This is a genomic window from Paraplanobispora takensis, from assembly GCF_016863195.1.
GTDB lineage: Bacteria > Actinomycetota > Actinomycetes > Streptosporangiales > Streptosporangiaceae > Planobispora > Planobispora takensis.
Genome location: NZ_BOOK01000039.1, coordinates 18,438 through 33,090 on the forward strand (window position 1 = coordinate 18,438; position 14,653 = coordinate 33,090).

Consider the following 14,653-nt stretch of genomic DNA (forward strand, 5'->3'; position numbering starts at 1 on the left):
GGATTGACATGTAAAACTCGACACGTCAACATCAACACGTGGCTACCGACATGTTGAATCCTCCAGTACGCACCCGTTCGGGGAACGGGCTGCTCGTGCTCGCCGTACTCGGCGGGATGTTCCTGGCGATGCTCGACCAGACGATCGTCGGCACCGCCCTGCCCCGGATCGTCCGGGAGCTCGGCGGCGCGGACCTGTACACCTGGGTCGTGACGTCGTACCTGCTGACCTCGACGATCACCGTCCCGCTCTACGGCAGGCTGTCCGACGTCTACGGCCGCAAGCCGCTCCTGCTGACCGGCGTGACGCTGTTCCTGATCGGCTCGCTGCTGTGCGGCGTGGCGCAGGACATGACCCAGCTCATCGCCTTCCGCGCCGTGCAGGGCCTCGGCGCGGGCGCCCTGCTCCCGCTCTCGCTGGCCCTGGTCATGGACCTGTTCCCGCCGGAGCGCGGCGGCCGGGTGCAGGGCGCGATCGGCGGGGTGATGGCGTTGAGCTACATCGCGGGCCCGTTCCTCGGCGGGGTGTTCACCGACACGACGAGCTGGCGCTGGGCGTTCCTGGTCAACCTGCCCGTCGGCCTGCTCCTCATCGCCGTCATCGTGGCGCGGCTGCCGTACTCCCCGGGACAGGGCCGCGGCTCCCGCCCCGACTATCTCGGCATCGCCGTGTTCACGGCGGCGATCGGCGCCCTGCTCCTCGGCCTCACCGAGAAGGGCCTGGACGACCACTCGTGGACCAGCGGCCCGGTGCTCTGGCCGATCGTCGCGGCCGCGGTGCTGACGGCGGCCTTCGTCATGGTCGAGCGGCGCGCGGCCGAGCCGATCATCCCGCTGGAGCTGTTCCGCAACCGGACCTACACCCTGGCCAACACGGCCTCCTTCATCACCGCCTTCTGCCTGTACGCCGGGGTGGTCTTCCTGCCCCGCTACTTCCAGGAGGCCAGGGGGCTCAGCGCCACCGACTCGGGCCTGCGCATCTACCCGCTGATGCTCGGCATGGTCGCCGGCAGCATGGTGACCGGGGCGCTCATCTCCAGGACCCGGCGGTACAAGCCGTGGCTGGCGGCCGGGGCGTTCCTGATCGCGATCGGGGCGCTGCTGTGCGCCGGCCTGACGACCGGCACCTCGGGCGTGGTCCTGGCCGGGTGGATGGCCCTGCTCGGCCTGGGCATGGGACCGATGTTGTCGGGGCTCACGGTGGCGATCCAGACGTCGGTCCCGCCGCGCTTCATCGGGACCGCCAGCGCGAACCTGACCTTCTTCCGGCAGATCGGCGGCTCCGTCGCCCTGGCCCTGGGCGGGACGCTCTACACCGCGGTCATCCGGGAGCAGGTCCCGCTGCACGGACCCCAGACGGCGCACGCCGCGGCGACGGCCGCGGTCATCCCGTGGCTCGCCGTCACCGGCGCGCTCGTCGCCCTGGTCGCGCTGCTGGCGCTGCCCGGTGGACGGATCACGGCCCTCGCCGGGAGACCGCCGCAGGCAGAGGGGTAACATCCCACCGTCAGAATTCATCCTTCGAGTGGGGGAAGGTCATGGCCCAGACTCCCGTAAAGGTCACCGTCACCGGCGCCGCCGGTCAGATCGGCTACGCGCTGCTGTTCCGCATCGCGTCGGGCCAGTTGCTGGGCGCTGACGTCCCGGTCACGCTGAGCCTGCTGGAGATCCCGCAGGCCGTCAAGGCAGCCGAGGGCACCGCGATGGAGCTCGACGACTGCGCGTTCCCGCTGCTGCGGGGCATCGAGATCACCGACGACCCGAACGTCGCCTTCGACGGCGCCAACGTCGCGCTCCTGGTCGGCGCGATGCCGCGCAAGGCCGGCATGGAGCGCGGTGACCTGCTGGAGGCCAACGGCGGCATCTTCGGCCCGCAGGGCAAGGCCATCAACGACCACGCGGCCGACGACATCCGCGTCCTGGTCGTGGGCAACCCGGCCAACACCAACGCGCTGATCGCCCAGCAGCACGCGCCGGACGTCCCGGCCGAGCGCTTCACCGCGATGACCCGCCTGGACCACAACCGCGCGCTGTCCCAGCTCGCCGCCAAGCTCCAGGTCCCGGTCACCGAGATCAAGAAGATGACGATCTGGGGCAACCACTCCGCCACGCAGTACCCCGACCTGTTCCACACCGAGGTCGGCGGCAAGATCGCCGCCGAGCTGGTCGACGAGGCCTGGCTGCGCGACACCTTCATCCCGACCGTGGCCAAGCGCGGCGCGGCGATCATCGAGGCCCGGGGCGCGTCCTCGGCCGCCTCCGCCGCCAACGCCGCGATCGACCACGTCTACGACTGGGTCAACGGCACCGAGTGGACCTCCGCCGCCATCCCGTCCGACGGCTCGTACGGCGTGCCCGAGGGTCTCATCTCCTCCTTCCCCGTCGTCTCGCGCAACGGCAAGTGGGAGATCGTCCAGGGCCTGGAGATCGACGCCTTCTCCCGCGAGCGCATCGACGCCTCGGTGCGCGAGCTGGAGGAGGAGCGCGACGCCGTCCGCCAGCTCGGCCTGATCTGAGCGGAGCCTCCCGCACCTGAGGAGCACCTCGGACCGCGAGCGCCCGGCCACGTCCGGCCGGCGCCCGCACGGCTGATCCGAGCGCCGCGAGAGCCCCGGACCCGCGGGTCCGGGGCTCTCGCGCGTCCCGGCGAAGACGCGGCGTGTCGGTCGGCCGCGCGGGCGTGATCTGCGCGTTCAATCGTCACTGATGGTCGGGGGAATCGGTGTTCAACACGTATGCTGCGGCGCGGGTCGTCGCTGGAGTGGTCAGTCTCGTCCTCGCCGGATCGCCCGGTACGGCGGTGGCGGAGCCCGCGGGCCCGAACTGGGGCGGAGCGGACCTGTCGGTGCGGATACGGGTCTCGCCGGGCCGGGCCCAGCCGGGGCAGCCGCTGAGCTACCGGGTGAAGGTCCATAACGCGGGTCCGGGCGAGGCGGTGCTCCCGGTGCTCACCGTCCGGATCCCGGCCGGGGTGGAGATCCTCGGCACCGACGTGGCCGAGTGCGTGCCGGGCGCGACCGGGGGAGAGGTGGTCTGCGCCTCGCGGGCGGACGTGCCGCCCGGCGGCAGCGGCGCGGTGACGATCACCGGCATGGTCCGCCCCGCCGCCCGCGGACCGCTGGCGGCGGTCGCCACGATCTCCTCCGAGGTGGTGGACGACAACGTCGTCAACGACTCGGCGCGGACGCTGACCCCGGTGGACGAGGGCGCCGACCTGGCGATCCGGCCGGCGGGCAGGTTCCGGATCGGCCGGACGGTCACGATGGCCGCGGTCGTGCGCAACCGGGGGCCGCGGATCGTCCGCGACGCCCTGGTCTTCTTCCAGGCCAGGCGGGCGCGCTTCCTGTCGGCGCGGGGCGCCCGCTGCCGTCCCCGGTCCGGCTACGTCGGATGCAGGCTGCGGGCCGTCGCCCCCGGCGGGAGGATCAGGCTCGACCTCGACTTCAGCTCGCCCGGCCGCCCGGTGCGGGCCAAGGCCTCGGTCCACTCGGCGCGGGTGGGCGACCGCCGTCCCGGCAACAACGTGGCCCGCATGCGGGTGCGCTGAGACCGTCGCGATGGCCGGGCACCGGAGCGCGCCGCGCGGCGCCGTACCGCCCGCCCGGGGGCCGGCGCCGTCCGCGGTGTCAGCGGGGCAGGGCGGCCCAGGCGTCGGCGACGATGTCCCGGACCGACGGGTGCTCCGGCTTCCAGCCGAGCTCGCGCTGGATCCTCTCGGAGGAGGCCACCAGCACCGCCGGGTCCCCCGCGCGGCGCTCGGCGACGGTCGCGGGGATCGGGTGGCCGGTGACCTCGCGGCACACCGACAGGATCTCCTGGACCGAGAAGCCGGTGCCGCTGCCCAGGTTGTAGATCCTGTGCTCGCCCGGCGTGCAGGCCTCCAGCGCCAGCAGGTGGGCCCGCGCCAGATCGGCCACGTGAATGTAGTCGCGCACACATGTCCCGTCGGGAGTCGGGTAGTCCGTGCCGAACACGTTGACCGACTCGCGCTGCCCGAGCGCCACGGCCAGGACGTTGGGAATCAGATGGGTCTCCACGGTGTGCCGCTCGCGGTAGACCCGGCCGTCCCCGGCGGTGTGGGCGCCGCCCACGTTGAAGTAGCGCAGGCTCACCGCGGCCAGGCCGTACAGGCCGGCGAACGTGGTGAGCGCGGTGTCGACCGCCAGCTTGGAGGCGCCGTAGGGGTTGGTCGGGCGGGTCGGGTCGGTCTCCAGGATCGGGGAACGCTCGGGCTCGCCGTACGTCGCCGCGGTGGAGGAGAAGACGATCCGGCCGACGCCGGCGGCGCGCATGGCCTCCAGCAGGGCCAGGGTGCCGCCCAGGTTGTGCCCCCAGTAGAGCCCCGGCCTCTGCACGGACTCGCCGACCAGGGACTTGGCGGCGAAGTGCAGCACGGCGTCCGTCCCCTCCAGCACGGGGGCGGCCTCGGTGATCGAGCCCTCGACGAAGCGTGCTCCCGGCGGCACCGCGTCCGCGTGGCCGGTGGAGAGGTCGTCCAGCACGGTGACCTGGTGGCCCGCCTCGACGAGCTGCGCCGCCACGACGCTTCCGATGTAGCCGGCTCCTCCGGTGACCAGCAGCTTCACGGACCCTCCTGTTTGATTCTGTGGGTAGATGTTTATTTATGTAAGCCTACCGCCAGCATATGCTGTCAAATCCACTGTCGACTCCGGCCGGAACGGACGGCGGGCCTGATGGGGACGGTCCTGTGAACGGTGTCCTGGGCAATATCGCCCTGGTCCTGCTCTTCGTACTGATCGGCGGGTTCTTCGCGGGCGCGGAGATGGCGATGGTCTCCCTGCGCGAGAGCCAGATACGCAGGCTCGCCGAGCACGGGCGCAGGGGGACCAGGGCGGCCAAGCTCGCCCGCGACCCCAACCGATTCCTGTCGGCCGTGCAGATCGGCGTCACCGTGGCGACCATGCTGTCGGCCGCGTTCGGCGCCGACACCCTCGCCAAGGACCTGGTCCCCGTCGTGGCCGGCTGGGGCGTGCCCGAGGCCGCCGCCGCGCCGGCGGCGCTGGTGCTGGTGACCCTCGTGATCTCCTACGCCTCCCTGGTCCTGGGCGAGCTGGTGCCCAAGCGGCTGGCCCTGCAGCGGGCCGAGGGATTGTCGCTGCTGGTGGCGCCGTTCCTGGACCGGATGGCCGCGCTGTCCCGGCCGATCATCTGGGCGCTGTCGAAGTCCACCGACGGCGTGGTCAAGCTGCTCGGCGGCAACCCCGAGGCCGACCGCGAGGAGATCTCCACCGAGGAGCTGCGGGACATGGTGGTCGGCCACCACGAGCTCACCCCGGACGAGCGCAACCTGATCGCGGAGGTCTTCGCGGCCGGCAAACGGCAGCTCCGCGAGGTGATGCTGCCGCGCACCGAGGTGGAGTTCATGTCCGCCGACACGCGCCTGGCCGAGGCGGCCGTCCTGGCCGCGGCCATGCCGCACTCCCGCTTCCCGGTCTATCGCGACACCTACGATGACATCATCGGCTTCGTCCACATCCGCGACCTGCTCGACCCGGTCCTGACCGGCTCGATCGAGCCGATCAGCGAGGTGGTGCAGATCCGGCCGGTCAAGATGGTGCCCACCAGCAAGCGGGTGCTGACGACGCTGTCGGAGATGCGCGACGAGGGGCACCACCTGGCGATCGTAGTGGACGAGTACGGCGGCACGGCGGGGATCGTCACGCTGGAGGACCTCGTCGAGGAACTCGTGGGCGACATCCGCGACGAGCACGACGTGGAGGACGAGCATGTCGTGCTGCCCGCCGGCGAGGTCGAGCTCGAAGGGCTGACCAACCTCGGAGAGGTGGCGCAGGAGACCGGCATCCGGCTGCCCGACGGCCCCTACGAGACGCTCGGCGGGTTCATGATGGCGGCGCTGGGCCACCTGCCGCTCAAGGGGGAGCGGGTCGAGATCCCCGGCTTCGAGATGTCCGTCACAGAGATGGACGGGCGCAGGGTGGCGAGGGTCCGCATCAAACGCCGCGCGGCGGCCCCCGCGGAGGCCCAGCCCGAGGCTCAGGCGGGGGCCTCGGCGGAGGACCGCCCGGCCGGGGAGGCGGTGGAGTCCGGTACGGCTCCCGCCGTGGAGGCACCGAGCACTCCCGACAGCTGACACAATTCTTTTTATGGCGAGTCCCCGTGTTCTGTCCGGCATCCAGCCCACCGCCGACTCCTTCCACCTGGGCAACTACCTGGGTGCGGTGCGCCAGTACGTCGCGATGCAGGAGGGATACGACGCCTTCTACTGCGTCGTCGACCTGCACGCCATCACGGTGGACTACAAGCCGGAGCTCCTGCGCCGGCGCTCCAGGGTCGCCGCGGCCCAGCTCTTCGCCGCCGGCCTGGACCCCGAGCGGTCCACCGTCTTCATCCAGAGCCACGTGCGCGAGCACACCGAGCTGGCCTGGATCCTGATCTGCCTGACCGGCATGGGCGAGGCCGGGCGGATGACGCAGTTCAAGGACAAGTCGGCCAAGTACGGCGAGACCTCCGCCGGCGTCGGCCTGTTCACCTATCCGATCCTGCAGGCCGCCGACATCCTGCTCTACCAGGCGAACCAGGTCCCGGTCGGGGCCGACCAGAAGCAGCACCTGGAGCTCACCCGAGACCTGGCCCAGCGCTTCAACCACCGCTTCGGCGAGACCTTCACGCTGCCCGAGCCGTACATCGTCAAGGGCGTCGAGAAGATCACCGACCTGCAGGACCCGACGGCCAAGATGTCGAAGTCGTCCTCCTCGCCCGCGGGCATCCTGGACCTGCTGGAGGAGCCCGGGCCGCTCCGCAAGAAGGTCATGCGCGCGGTCACCGACACCGGGTCCGAGATCCTGTTCGACGAGGAGAACAAGCCCGGCATCGCCAACCTGCTGCGCATCCTGTCCGCGCTGACCGGCACGCCGATCCCCGAGCTGGAGACGCGCTACGCCGGTCAGGGCTACGGCACCTTCAAGAAGGACGTGGCCGAGGCCGTGGCCGTGGCCTTCACGCCGATCCGGGAGCGGACGGAGAAGCTGCTGGCCGACGAGGCCGGGCTCGACAAGATGCTCGCCGCCGGAGCCGCCAAGGCCCGGGCCGTGGCCGCCGAGACCATGGAGAAGGTCCGCGACCGGGCGGGCTTCCTGCCCACCCTGTGATCGGCGCGCCCGCCCGGTGATCCGTCACCGGGCGGGGCTTCGCCCGTCCTCCCGAGGCGCGGCGGGGCCTGTGGACGCCGTTTGACCACGGGGGCCGGGGGTACCGCAACCGTCACGTGCGGTGGTGCTCGACGGCTCGTCCGGCCTCCCGGTTCTCCGGACGCCGTGCGGGCTTCCTCCCTCCGCGTACGGCGGGCAAGGGGGTGCGGATGGTGGAACTGGGTGAACGTTTCGAGGCGTTCCACGCCTGGCGCCACAACCGGATCGAGGCCGGCAGAGTCAGGTGGCACTGGTTCGACCACCTGCTCAGGACCGTGCAGCGCTACCAGCTGCAGTTCGGCGACCGGCTCGCCGGGGCGATCACCTACTTCGCGTTCCTGTCGTTCTTCCCGATCGTCGCGCTGGCCTTCTCGTTCTTCGGCTTCTTCCTGTCCTCCGTGCCGAATGCCGAGAAAGCCCTGAAGGAGGCCATCAACAACTATCTCCCGGGCCTGGCCGACAAGCTCCCGATCGACCAGATCGCCGACTCCAAGACCACCGCCGGGATCATCGGCCTGCTCGGCCTCCTCTACGCCGGTCTCGGCGCGATCGACGTCCTGCGCGGCTCCCTGCGGGAGATGTCCATGACCACCGAGCCGCCGCTCAACTTCGCCCTCGGCAAGCTCCGGGACCTGTCCGCGCTGATCCTGGTCGGCATCACGATGCTCGCCTCGGTCGTGATCGGCGGCTTCGCCACCCAGGCCAGCGAGACGGTGGCCGGATGGCTGGGCCTGTCTAAGTCGTTCGTCGCCACCGCCACGATCTCGCTCGTCGGCCTGGCGGTCAGCGTGGCCGCCGACACCGTGGTCTTCCTGATCCTCCTGGGCTGGCTGGGCCGTTCCACACAGCCCTTCCGGATAGTGATCCGCGGCGCGCTGCTGGGCGCGATCGCCTTCGCCGTGCTCAAGCAGCTCGCCGTGTTCCTGCTCTCGTTCACCCTGGGCAACCCCATCTACGGGGTGTTCGCGGTGATGGTCGGCCTGCTGGTCTGGATCAACTTCTCTTCCCGGATCATCATGTACGCCGCCGCCTGGACCGCCACCGCCTCCTTCGGCCCGCCCCCGGAGCCCACGCCCTTCCCGAACACGGGCAACGACCTCGTCGACCCGGCCCAGTTCCGCCAGGGGACCGGATACAGGCCCGATCCGGGCGACTGAGGCGGGGCGGGGGTCTCCACCCGCGGGCGTCGGGGGGTGTGCGGGCCCGTCTTCGGGAGGTACGGCGGTGCGTGGCAGGCCGGGTGCCGCCGTACCCGTCTCACGCATGGACGGCACCCGCTCCGCCGTACCCGCCCGCCTCCTGCCTCAGGACCTACCCGTTCAGTGCTGACGGCGGCGGCGGTGTATGCCGTACCCGAGCCAGACCAGGCCGCCGAGCGCCCCCGCGACGAGCAGGTAGGTGAGCGGGCCGGTGGACTCCGGGACGGTCCTGGCGGCCGTCGCGTCGGCGGCGGGGGCCGGTGTGGCGGCCTCCGCCTTCAGCGGCACGGCGGAGGCTGAGGCGGAGGAGGAGGGCAGCGGTGCGGGGCCGGGGGCCGGGTCCACCAGCCGGCCGACCGGGGCGACCTTGCCGTGGGCGGCGAACCCCCAGTCGAGCAGGTCGGAGACGTCCTCCCAGAAGTAGCCGTCGTGTCGCATGATCGACACGATGACCGTGCGCCCGTCGCGCCGGGCCGCGCCGACGAAGCTGGCCTGGGCCTTGGAGGTCCAGCCGTTCTTGACGCCGATCATGCCCTTGTAGCGCCACAGCAGCCTGTTGTGGTTGCCGATCTCGTAGTACCCCTTGGGCGCGGGGAACTTGTCGGTCTTCAGGCTGACATAGCGACGGAAGTCGTCGTTGGCGAGACCGGCGCGCGCGATCAGCGCCAGGTCGTAGGCCGAGCTGCTCTGGCCGGGCTTGTCCAGGCCGCTGGGCGTCTTGGCCACGGTGTCGAGGGCCTGCAGCCGCCGGGCCTCGGCGTTCATGTCCGCCAGCGTCTTGTCCAGGCCGCCGTTGGCCTCGGCCAGCGCCATCGCCGAGTCGTTGCCCGAGACCAGCATCAGCGCCTTGAACAGGTCCTCCACCGTGTAGAGGGGCTTGGTCACCAGGCCGACCGCGCTGCCCTCCTGGTTGACGGCGTTCCTGCTCGGCCGGATCTTCGTGGCCTTGTCGAGCTTGGGGATGAGCGTCAGGGCGGTCAGGGCCTTGAGCGTGCTGGCCGGACGGTAGCGGCCGTGCGGGTTCTTGGCGGCGAGCACCTCGCCGGTGTCGGCGTCCGCGATCACGTAGGACTTCGCGGCGGTCCTGGGCGGGGCCTTGACCCCCTCGGGCACGATGACGCCGCGCTCGCCCAGCCGCACACCTCCCACGGGCTCGGCTCCGGTCGGAACGGCGCGGGTGAGGGTGCCGAGGCTCGTGGGAGTCCCGGCACCGTGCACGGGAGCGCCGCCGGAGGCTCCGGCATACGCGGGAGCGGACAGGAAGGTGGTCGCCGCGAGCAGTACCCCGACAGGCGCGACATGTTTCATCGCCATAGTGATCTCAGGGTAGCTTCGTACCGATTCGCATGTGTTTGCCCATGCCCGACCAGGTCAGGAGCACGCGACAGGATGCCGACATAATGCAAATATCACGAAAGATCGCCGGATTCCTACTGGCACTTGCCGCTTTCATGATCTTCGAATGGATCAACCTTGGCTTCAACCTCGCGGACGGCCATCCCACGTCCTTCTACGTGGTGCACGGCGTCCTGATCGGGGTCAACATCGTCCTCGCCCTGGTGCTGGGCGCGATCGGCCTACGAGCCTGGGCAAAGAGCCCGAAGCGTCCGCCGGTGTAGGTCGGCGGCCTCCTGCGCGGAGTCGCCGATGCTGGTGAAGCCGAGCTTGCCGTACTCCGGGACCGCGCCGAGCAGGTGGAGCACGTTCCCGGTGAGGGAGTCGCGGTCGAAGCCGAGCCCCGCCGCGCGCACCATCTCGACGACCTCCCCGGGCGTACGGCCCCGCAGGCAGTCGGCGGCGCAGTTGTCCGTCGCGACGTAGTACTTGGACTGCTCCCCGCACTTCAGCGTGCCGCTCCCGGGGTCGTAGACGGCGCCGGTGGTCAGCAGTGCGGCGCCGAAGGGATGGGTGGTGCCCCCGATGCGCAGGTTGATCTCGCACAGCAGCGTGCGGTAGCCGCCGTCGGTCTTGACGGCGAAGAAGTCCATCCCGAACACCCCCACCACGCCCCGGCCCGACAGGACCGCGGCGATGCGCTCGGCGCACTCGCCCACCGCCGCGCGGTACTCCGGCCGCGCCGGGAAGGTGCACCCCTGGTAGACGTCCCCGTTGGCCCCGCCGAGGACCTGGTCGTGCGTGGCCACGACGTCGTAGGCGCCGCCGGGGGTGATCCTGGCCAGGGCGCTGGGGGAGTACAGGGGACGGCCCTCGACGAACTCCTCGATCACGGCCCCCCGCTCGGCGATCTTCTCGGCGAAGGTCGTCCAGTCCTCGTCGGTGGCCGAGAAGCTCGTGTGGCAGGCGGTGAGCGGCCGGTCGTCCTTGACCACCACGGCGTTGCCCAGACCGGAGTAGCTGTTGTTGAGCTTGATCATCAACCGGCCCTCGCCCAGGACCCGGGCGGCGTGCTCGACCTCCGTCAGCGACCGCAGGTCGGCGAAACCGCGGGCCAGCGGCACCTTGGCGTCCTCGGCGACCAGCCGGCCCCCGCTCTTGGAGCCCAGGTGGGCCAGCGCGGTGGCGGGGCCGTAGATCGGCATCCCGAGCAGCGAGGACAGCCGCTCCTCGGCCTCGCTGACGACGAAGGGCACCATCCACGCGTCCTCGGTGTCCCGTACCGCCCGCCGGATCCGCGCGACCGTGCCGGGGTCGCGGAGGATCTCCTCGGTGAGGGGACCGGCCGGATGCCCGCCGCCGGTGGGACCCCCACCCAGATGGATCATTTCCAGGCGGTCGCGCGCCTCCCGGGGATCGTCCAGGAAGCTCAGGTAGTAGTCGACGATCGCCGGATCCACCGGTGCCGAGGTGAGGTACACCAGCCGCAGCGCCGGTCTCCGCAGGGCCATGAGCAGGAAGAGGAGCCGCTCCTCGTAGCATCGCGCCCCGGTTATCCTGCGCAGTTCGTCCTGGGGAAGCGACAACGAGGGGATGACCACCACGGTTCCCTCGTTCGGTTCGAAGATGCTCAATCTGGAGTGCTTCTCCCCAAATGGGATATTAGTGATCATAAGCGGAGTGAATCACGCATTCTTCTTGCTTACATCCATCCGCCGGGTTCGATGAGTGGCACCTGAAGTCACCTAAGGTGCCAGTTCAGCGAGGTTTCAACCGCCGCCGGACGGTGCACGCGTGGTCTAGGCCACTTGACTCCGGCTACCGCCCGTGGTCGTTCCGGACTATTCGTCATGGTCCTCCTGGGTCAGGAGGGACGAGAGATGTGTATGGGGCGGCGAAACATTTGGCACAGATGTCGACGACTGCCAGCCCAAGAGAGATACAGTCGATGCATACGTCGGTGTGCCGCCGGCGGCCCCACACCGGCCTGCCGTTCCCGCACTGGCGCATTGTCATCCGCGCTGACGGCCCGTGCACCCACTCCGGCATCTCCGTGCGGTGATCGCTTTCGGCGCTGCATCATGGGTCGCGTGATTCTGGGCAGTGGCATATCTGGTATCTGGGCAGTTGGCGGGCAGTTGGCATAGGCGTCGATATTCAGAAGTACTGACGCGGATGGGACGGTGACCGATGCGGGGGATGGATCTGCGAGGGGAGCTCGACGCGTTCCTCGCCGGCTGTGAGAGCGAGCTGATCGGGTTCCGCCGTGATCTTCACATGCACCCCGAGCTCGGCTTCGCCGAGTACCGCACGACGCAGCGCATCGCCGACAAGCTCACCGCCGCCGGCCTGCTGCCGTCGGTGCTGCCCCGCGGCACCGGCCTGATCTGCGACGTGGGCAGCGGCGACGGGCCCACCGTGGCGCTGCGGGCCGACATCGACGCGCTGCCCGTGCCCGACGAGAAGGACGTCCCCTACAGCTCGACCGTGCCCGGCGTCTGCCACGCCTGCGGACACGACGTGCACACCACGGTCCTGCTCGGCACCTCGCTCTTCCTGGCCCGCCAGGCGGAGGCCGGGCTGCTGCCCGGCCGGGTCCGGCTGATCTTCCAGCCCGCCGAGGAGCTTCCCGGCGGCGCGCTGGAGGTCATGGCCGCCGGCGGCCTCAGCGGCGTGGACCGGATCTTCGGCCTGCACTGCGACCCCCGGGTGGACGTCGGCAAGGTCGGCCTCAAGATCGGCCCGATCACCTCCGCCTGCGACAGGGTCACCGTCCGGGTCAGCGGCCCCGGCGGGCACACCGCCCGGCCGCACCTGACCGCGGACCTGGTCTTCGCGCTGGCCAAGATCCTCACCGAGCTGCCCGCCGCGCTCTCCCGCAGGGTCGACCCCCGCTCGTCGCTCAGCCTGGTCTGGGGCCGGGTCGAGGCCGGTTCCGCGGCCAACGCGATCCCGGACGACGGCGTCGCCGAGGGCACCGTGCGCTGCCTGGACGAGGAGGCCTGGCACGCCGCCCCCGACATGATCAAGGCGCTGCTGGAGTCGGTCGCCGCCGCCTACGGCATCGAGGCGCAGATGGACTACGTGCGCGGCGTGCCTCCGGTGGTCAACGAGGAGGTCAGCGTGCAGATGCTGATCGAGGCGGCGGAGGGCGTGCTCGGCGAGGGCGCCTCGGTGCCCACCCAGCAGAGCCTGGGCGGCGAGGACTTCGGCTGGTACCTCGAGTCCGTCCCCGGCGCCTTCGCCCGGCTCGGCACGCGCACTCCGGGTGAGGCGCACGCCGGCGACATCCACCAGGGCACCTTCGACGTCGACGAGACCTGCATCGGCACCGGCGTGCGCTTCCTGGCCGCGACCGCGCTGACCGCGCTGTGGGAGGAGCCGCGGCCGGGCACCGGGGAGCAGGTCGTGATGTTGAATTTGGACAACTAACACCGCGGACTGGATTTCTCCTTACGCCATAGCGGTCACGTTAATCACCAAAAAAGTGCATCGCGTACCGAGATAGTCGCCTGCTGCCAGGGCGGAAGCGGGGAGACCCGCCGGCCGGACCGTCGGCCCCCTGGCGGCCTCCTGTGAGGCCGGTCGATCCTACTCATCAGTAGTGTCGTCCGCCTTCGCGTGTCACAAGGTGGCGTGAGCTGGGTAACGGACCTATTGCGGAGCTGTGTGCTGGTTTGGTCCATGCTCGCTGAACAACTATCTTCCGTGCAGGGTTGCCGTGCGTCTCTTCGCGCGTGCACTGAGAACGCGAAGGGAGTCCATCTTGCTTCAGAACCGATTCGGCAGGCTGGCCGCGACTGCACTGGCCGGCGGCATGCTCATGGGCGCCGCCGCGTGTGGCGGCGACGAGCCGGCCACGTCCGCCAGCCCGAGCGGTGCCGCGAGCAGCGCTCCGGCCGCCAGCGGCGCGAAGGTCGGTCTCGCCTACGACATCGGCGGCCGTGGCGACCAGTCGTTCAACGACGCCGCCGCCGCCGGTCTGGACAAGGCCAAGACCGAACTGGGCCTGGCCGAGACCAAGGAGCTCGAGGCCGGCAACGGCGAGACCGACGCGGCCAAGGAGGAGCGGCTGCGCCTGCTCGCCCAGGGCGGGTTCAACCCGATCATCGCGGTGGGCTTCGCCTACTCCGGGCCGGTGAAGAAGGTCGCCACCGAGTTCCCCGACGTGAAGTTCGCCATCGTCGACGACGAGGCCGCCACCGGGCCGAACATCTCCAACCTGGTCTTCGCCGAGCACGAGGGGTCCTTCCTGGTCGGCGCCGCCGCGGCGCTGAAGTCGACCAAGAACCACGTGGGCTTCGTCGGCGGCGTCGAGGTTCCGCTGATCAAGAAGTTCGAGGCGGGCTTCGTCGCGGGTGCCAAGGCCGTCAAGTCCGACATCAAGGTCGACGTCAAGTACCTGACCCAGCCGCCGGACTTCGGTGGCTTCGCCGACCCGGCCAAGGGCAAGACCGCGGCCGAGGGCATGTTCGACGCGGGCGCCGACGTGGTCTACCACGCCGCGGGCGGCTCCGGCGGCGGCGTCTTCGAGGCGGCCAAGGCCGCGAACGGCAAGGCGATCGGCGTCGACTCCGACCAGGCCAAGACGGCCGCCGAGGACGTGCGTGACGTCATCATGACCTCCATGGTCAAGAAGGTCGACGTCGCGGTCTTCGACTTCCTGAAGGGCGCCACCTCCGGCGCGGCCAAGGCGGGCACGACGGTCTACGACCTCAAGGCGGGCGGCGTCGACTACTCCACCACCGGTGGCCAGGTCGACGACATCAAGACCAAGCTCGACGAGTACAAGCAGAAGGTCATCTCCGGCGAGATCACCGTGCCGAAGGAAGTCTCCTGACCTGATATCAGCGGTCCTGTGACCTGATATCTGACCTGGTATCAACGAAGGGCCCGGCGGACGATTCCCCGGGCCCTTCGATCTACTCTCCCCATCACGTAATCGTGGCCG

The 14,653-nt window shown here is 70.4% G+C and carries 12 protein-coding genes; 9 read left to right on the top strand and 3 right to left on the bottom strand.

The genetic code is table 11. The annotated features are described in order from the left end of the window. Positions 1 to 38: 38 nt before the first annotated feature. From Pta02_RS27030 to Pta02_RS27040, 3 genes are all read left to right on the top strand, one after another. Positions 39 to 1,496 carry an MDR family MFS transporter gene (locus Pta02_RS27030; protein ID WP_239131253.1) on the top strand — a complete coding sequence of 486 codons (1,458 nt, stop codon included), beginning with the start codon at positions 39 to 41 and terminating at the stop codon, positions 1,494 to 1,496. A gap of 41 nt (positions 1,497 to 1,537) precedes the next feature. Beyond that, positions 1,538 to 2,515 (top strand): malate dehydrogenase, encoded by a 978-nt coding sequence (locus Pta02_RS27035; protein WP_203877758.1) that lies wholly within the window; start codon positions 1,538 to 1,540, stop codon positions 2,513 to 2,515. Between the two features lie 206 nt (positions 2,516 to 2,721). Continuing rightward, positions 2,722 to 3,546 carry a DUF11 domain-containing protein gene (locus tag Pta02_RS27040; protein WP_203877759.1) on the top strand — a complete coding sequence of 275 codons (825 nt, stop codon included), beginning with the start codon at positions 2,722 to 2,724 and terminating at the stop codon, positions 3,544 to 3,546. Positions 3,547 to 3,625: 79 nt separating this feature from the next. Here Pta02_RS27040 and galE read toward each other — a convergent pair whose 3' ends face one another. Continuing rightward, entirely contained in the window at positions 3,626 to 4,585 is a 960-nt protein-coding gene (gene galE, locus Pta02_RS27045; protein WP_203877760.1) for a UDP-glucose 4-epimerase GalE, read from the bottom strand. Positions 4,586 to 4,707: 122 nt separating this feature from the next. Here galE and Pta02_RS27050 point away from each other — a divergent pair, with 122 nt between their 5' ends. The 3 genes from Pta02_RS27050 to Pta02_RS27060 all read left to right on the top strand — a co-directional run bounded on the left by Pta02_RS27050 (position 4,708) and on the right by Pta02_RS27060 (position 8,325). After that, positions 4,708 to 6,111: a hemolysin family protein gene (locus Pta02_RS27050; RefSeq protein ID WP_239131254.1), complete on the top strand. Its 1,404-nt coding sequence runs from the start codon at positions 4,708 to 4,710 to the stop codon at positions 6,109 to 6,111. A 13-nt stretch (positions 6,112 to 6,124) separates the two neighbouring features. Further along, on the top strand, positions 6,125 to 7,129 hold the full coding sequence (gene trpS, locus Pta02_RS27055; RefSeq protein WP_203877762.1) for a tryptophan--tRNA ligase: 1,005 nt from the start codon (positions 6,125 to 6,127) through the stop codon (positions 7,127 to 7,129). 209 nt (positions 7,130 to 7,338) lie between these two features. Further along, complete coding sequence (locus Pta02_RS27060; protein ID WP_203877763.1) at positions 7,339 to 8,325, top strand: YihY/virulence factor BrkB family protein; 987 nt, start codon at positions 7,339 to 7,341, stop codon at positions 8,323 to 8,325. Between the two features lie 162 nt (positions 8,326 to 8,487). On the opposite strand, the gene Pta02_RS27065 is transcribed toward Pta02_RS27060, so the two are convergent. After that, positions 8,488 to 9,681: a D-alanyl-D-alanine carboxypeptidase family protein gene (locus tag Pta02_RS27065; protein WP_203877764.1), complete on the bottom strand. Its 1,194-nt coding sequence runs from the start codon at positions 9,679 to 9,681 to the stop codon at positions 8,488 to 8,490. Positions 9,682 to 9,725: 44 nt separating this feature from the next. Here Pta02_RS27065 and Pta02_RS27070 point away from each other — a divergent pair, with 44 nt between their 5' ends. Further along, positions 9,726 to 9,986, top strand: coding sequence for an SCO4848 family membrane protein (locus Pta02_RS27070; protein WP_239126887.1), 261 nt, complete (start codon positions 9,726 to 9,728; stop codon positions 9,984 to 9,986). Here the strand turns inward: Pta02_RS27070 and Pta02_RS27075 are convergent. Beyond that, positions 9,945 to 11,336: a peptide ligase PGM1-related protein gene (locus tag Pta02_RS27075; protein ID WP_239131255.1), complete on the bottom strand. Its 1,392-nt coding sequence runs from the start codon at positions 11,334 to 11,336 to the stop codon at positions 9,945 to 9,947. The two genes, Pta02_RS27070 and Pta02_RS27075, sit on opposite strands and share 42 nt — an antisense overlap. A gap of 556 nt (positions 11,337 to 11,892) precedes the next feature. Here Pta02_RS27075 and Pta02_RS27080 point away from each other — a divergent pair. Together Pta02_RS27080 and Pta02_RS27085 are read left to right on the top strand one after the other, a co-directional pair. Then, positions 11,893 to 13,134, top strand: a complete 1,242-nt coding sequence (locus tag Pta02_RS27080; protein ID WP_203877766.1) for a M20 family metallopeptidase — start codon at positions 11,893 to 11,895, stop codon at positions 13,132 to 13,134. A gap of 334 nt (positions 13,135 to 13,468) precedes the next feature. Beyond that, a complete protein-coding gene (locus Pta02_RS27085) occupies positions 13,469 to 14,542 on the top strand; it encodes a BMP family lipoprotein (RefSeq protein WP_203877767.1) in 1,074 nt (357 codons plus the stop codon). Positions 14,543 to 14,653: the final 111 nt, after the last annotated feature.

What these genes read in the sequence shown, in the direction of transcription:
- Pta02_RS27080 (WP_203877766.1), top strand. Translation starts at nt 11,893, where the DNA reads ATGCGGGGGATGGATCTGCGAGGGGAGCTCGACGCGTTCCTCGCCGGC.
- Pta02_RS27060 (WP_203877763.1), top strand. Translation starts at nt 7,339, where the DNA reads ATGGTGGAACTGGGTGAACGTTTCGAGGCGTTCCACGCCTGGCGCCAC.
- Pta02_RS27070 (WP_239126887.1), top strand. Translation starts at nt 9,726, where the DNA reads ATGCCCGACCAGGTCAGGAGCACGCGACAGGATGCCGACATAATGCAA.
- trpS (WP_203877762.1), top strand. Translation starts at nt 6,125, where the DNA reads ATGGCGAGTCCCCGTGTTCTGTCCGGCATCCAGCCCACCGCCGACTCC.
- Pta02_RS27035 (WP_203877758.1), top strand. Translation starts at nt 1,538, where the DNA reads ATGGCCCAGACTCCCGTAAAGGTCACCGTCACCGGCGCCGCCGGTCAG.
- Pta02_RS27065 (WP_203877764.1), bottom strand. Translation starts at nt 9,681, where the DNA reads ATGGCGATGAAACATGTCGCGCCTGTCGGGGTACTGCTCGCGGCGACC.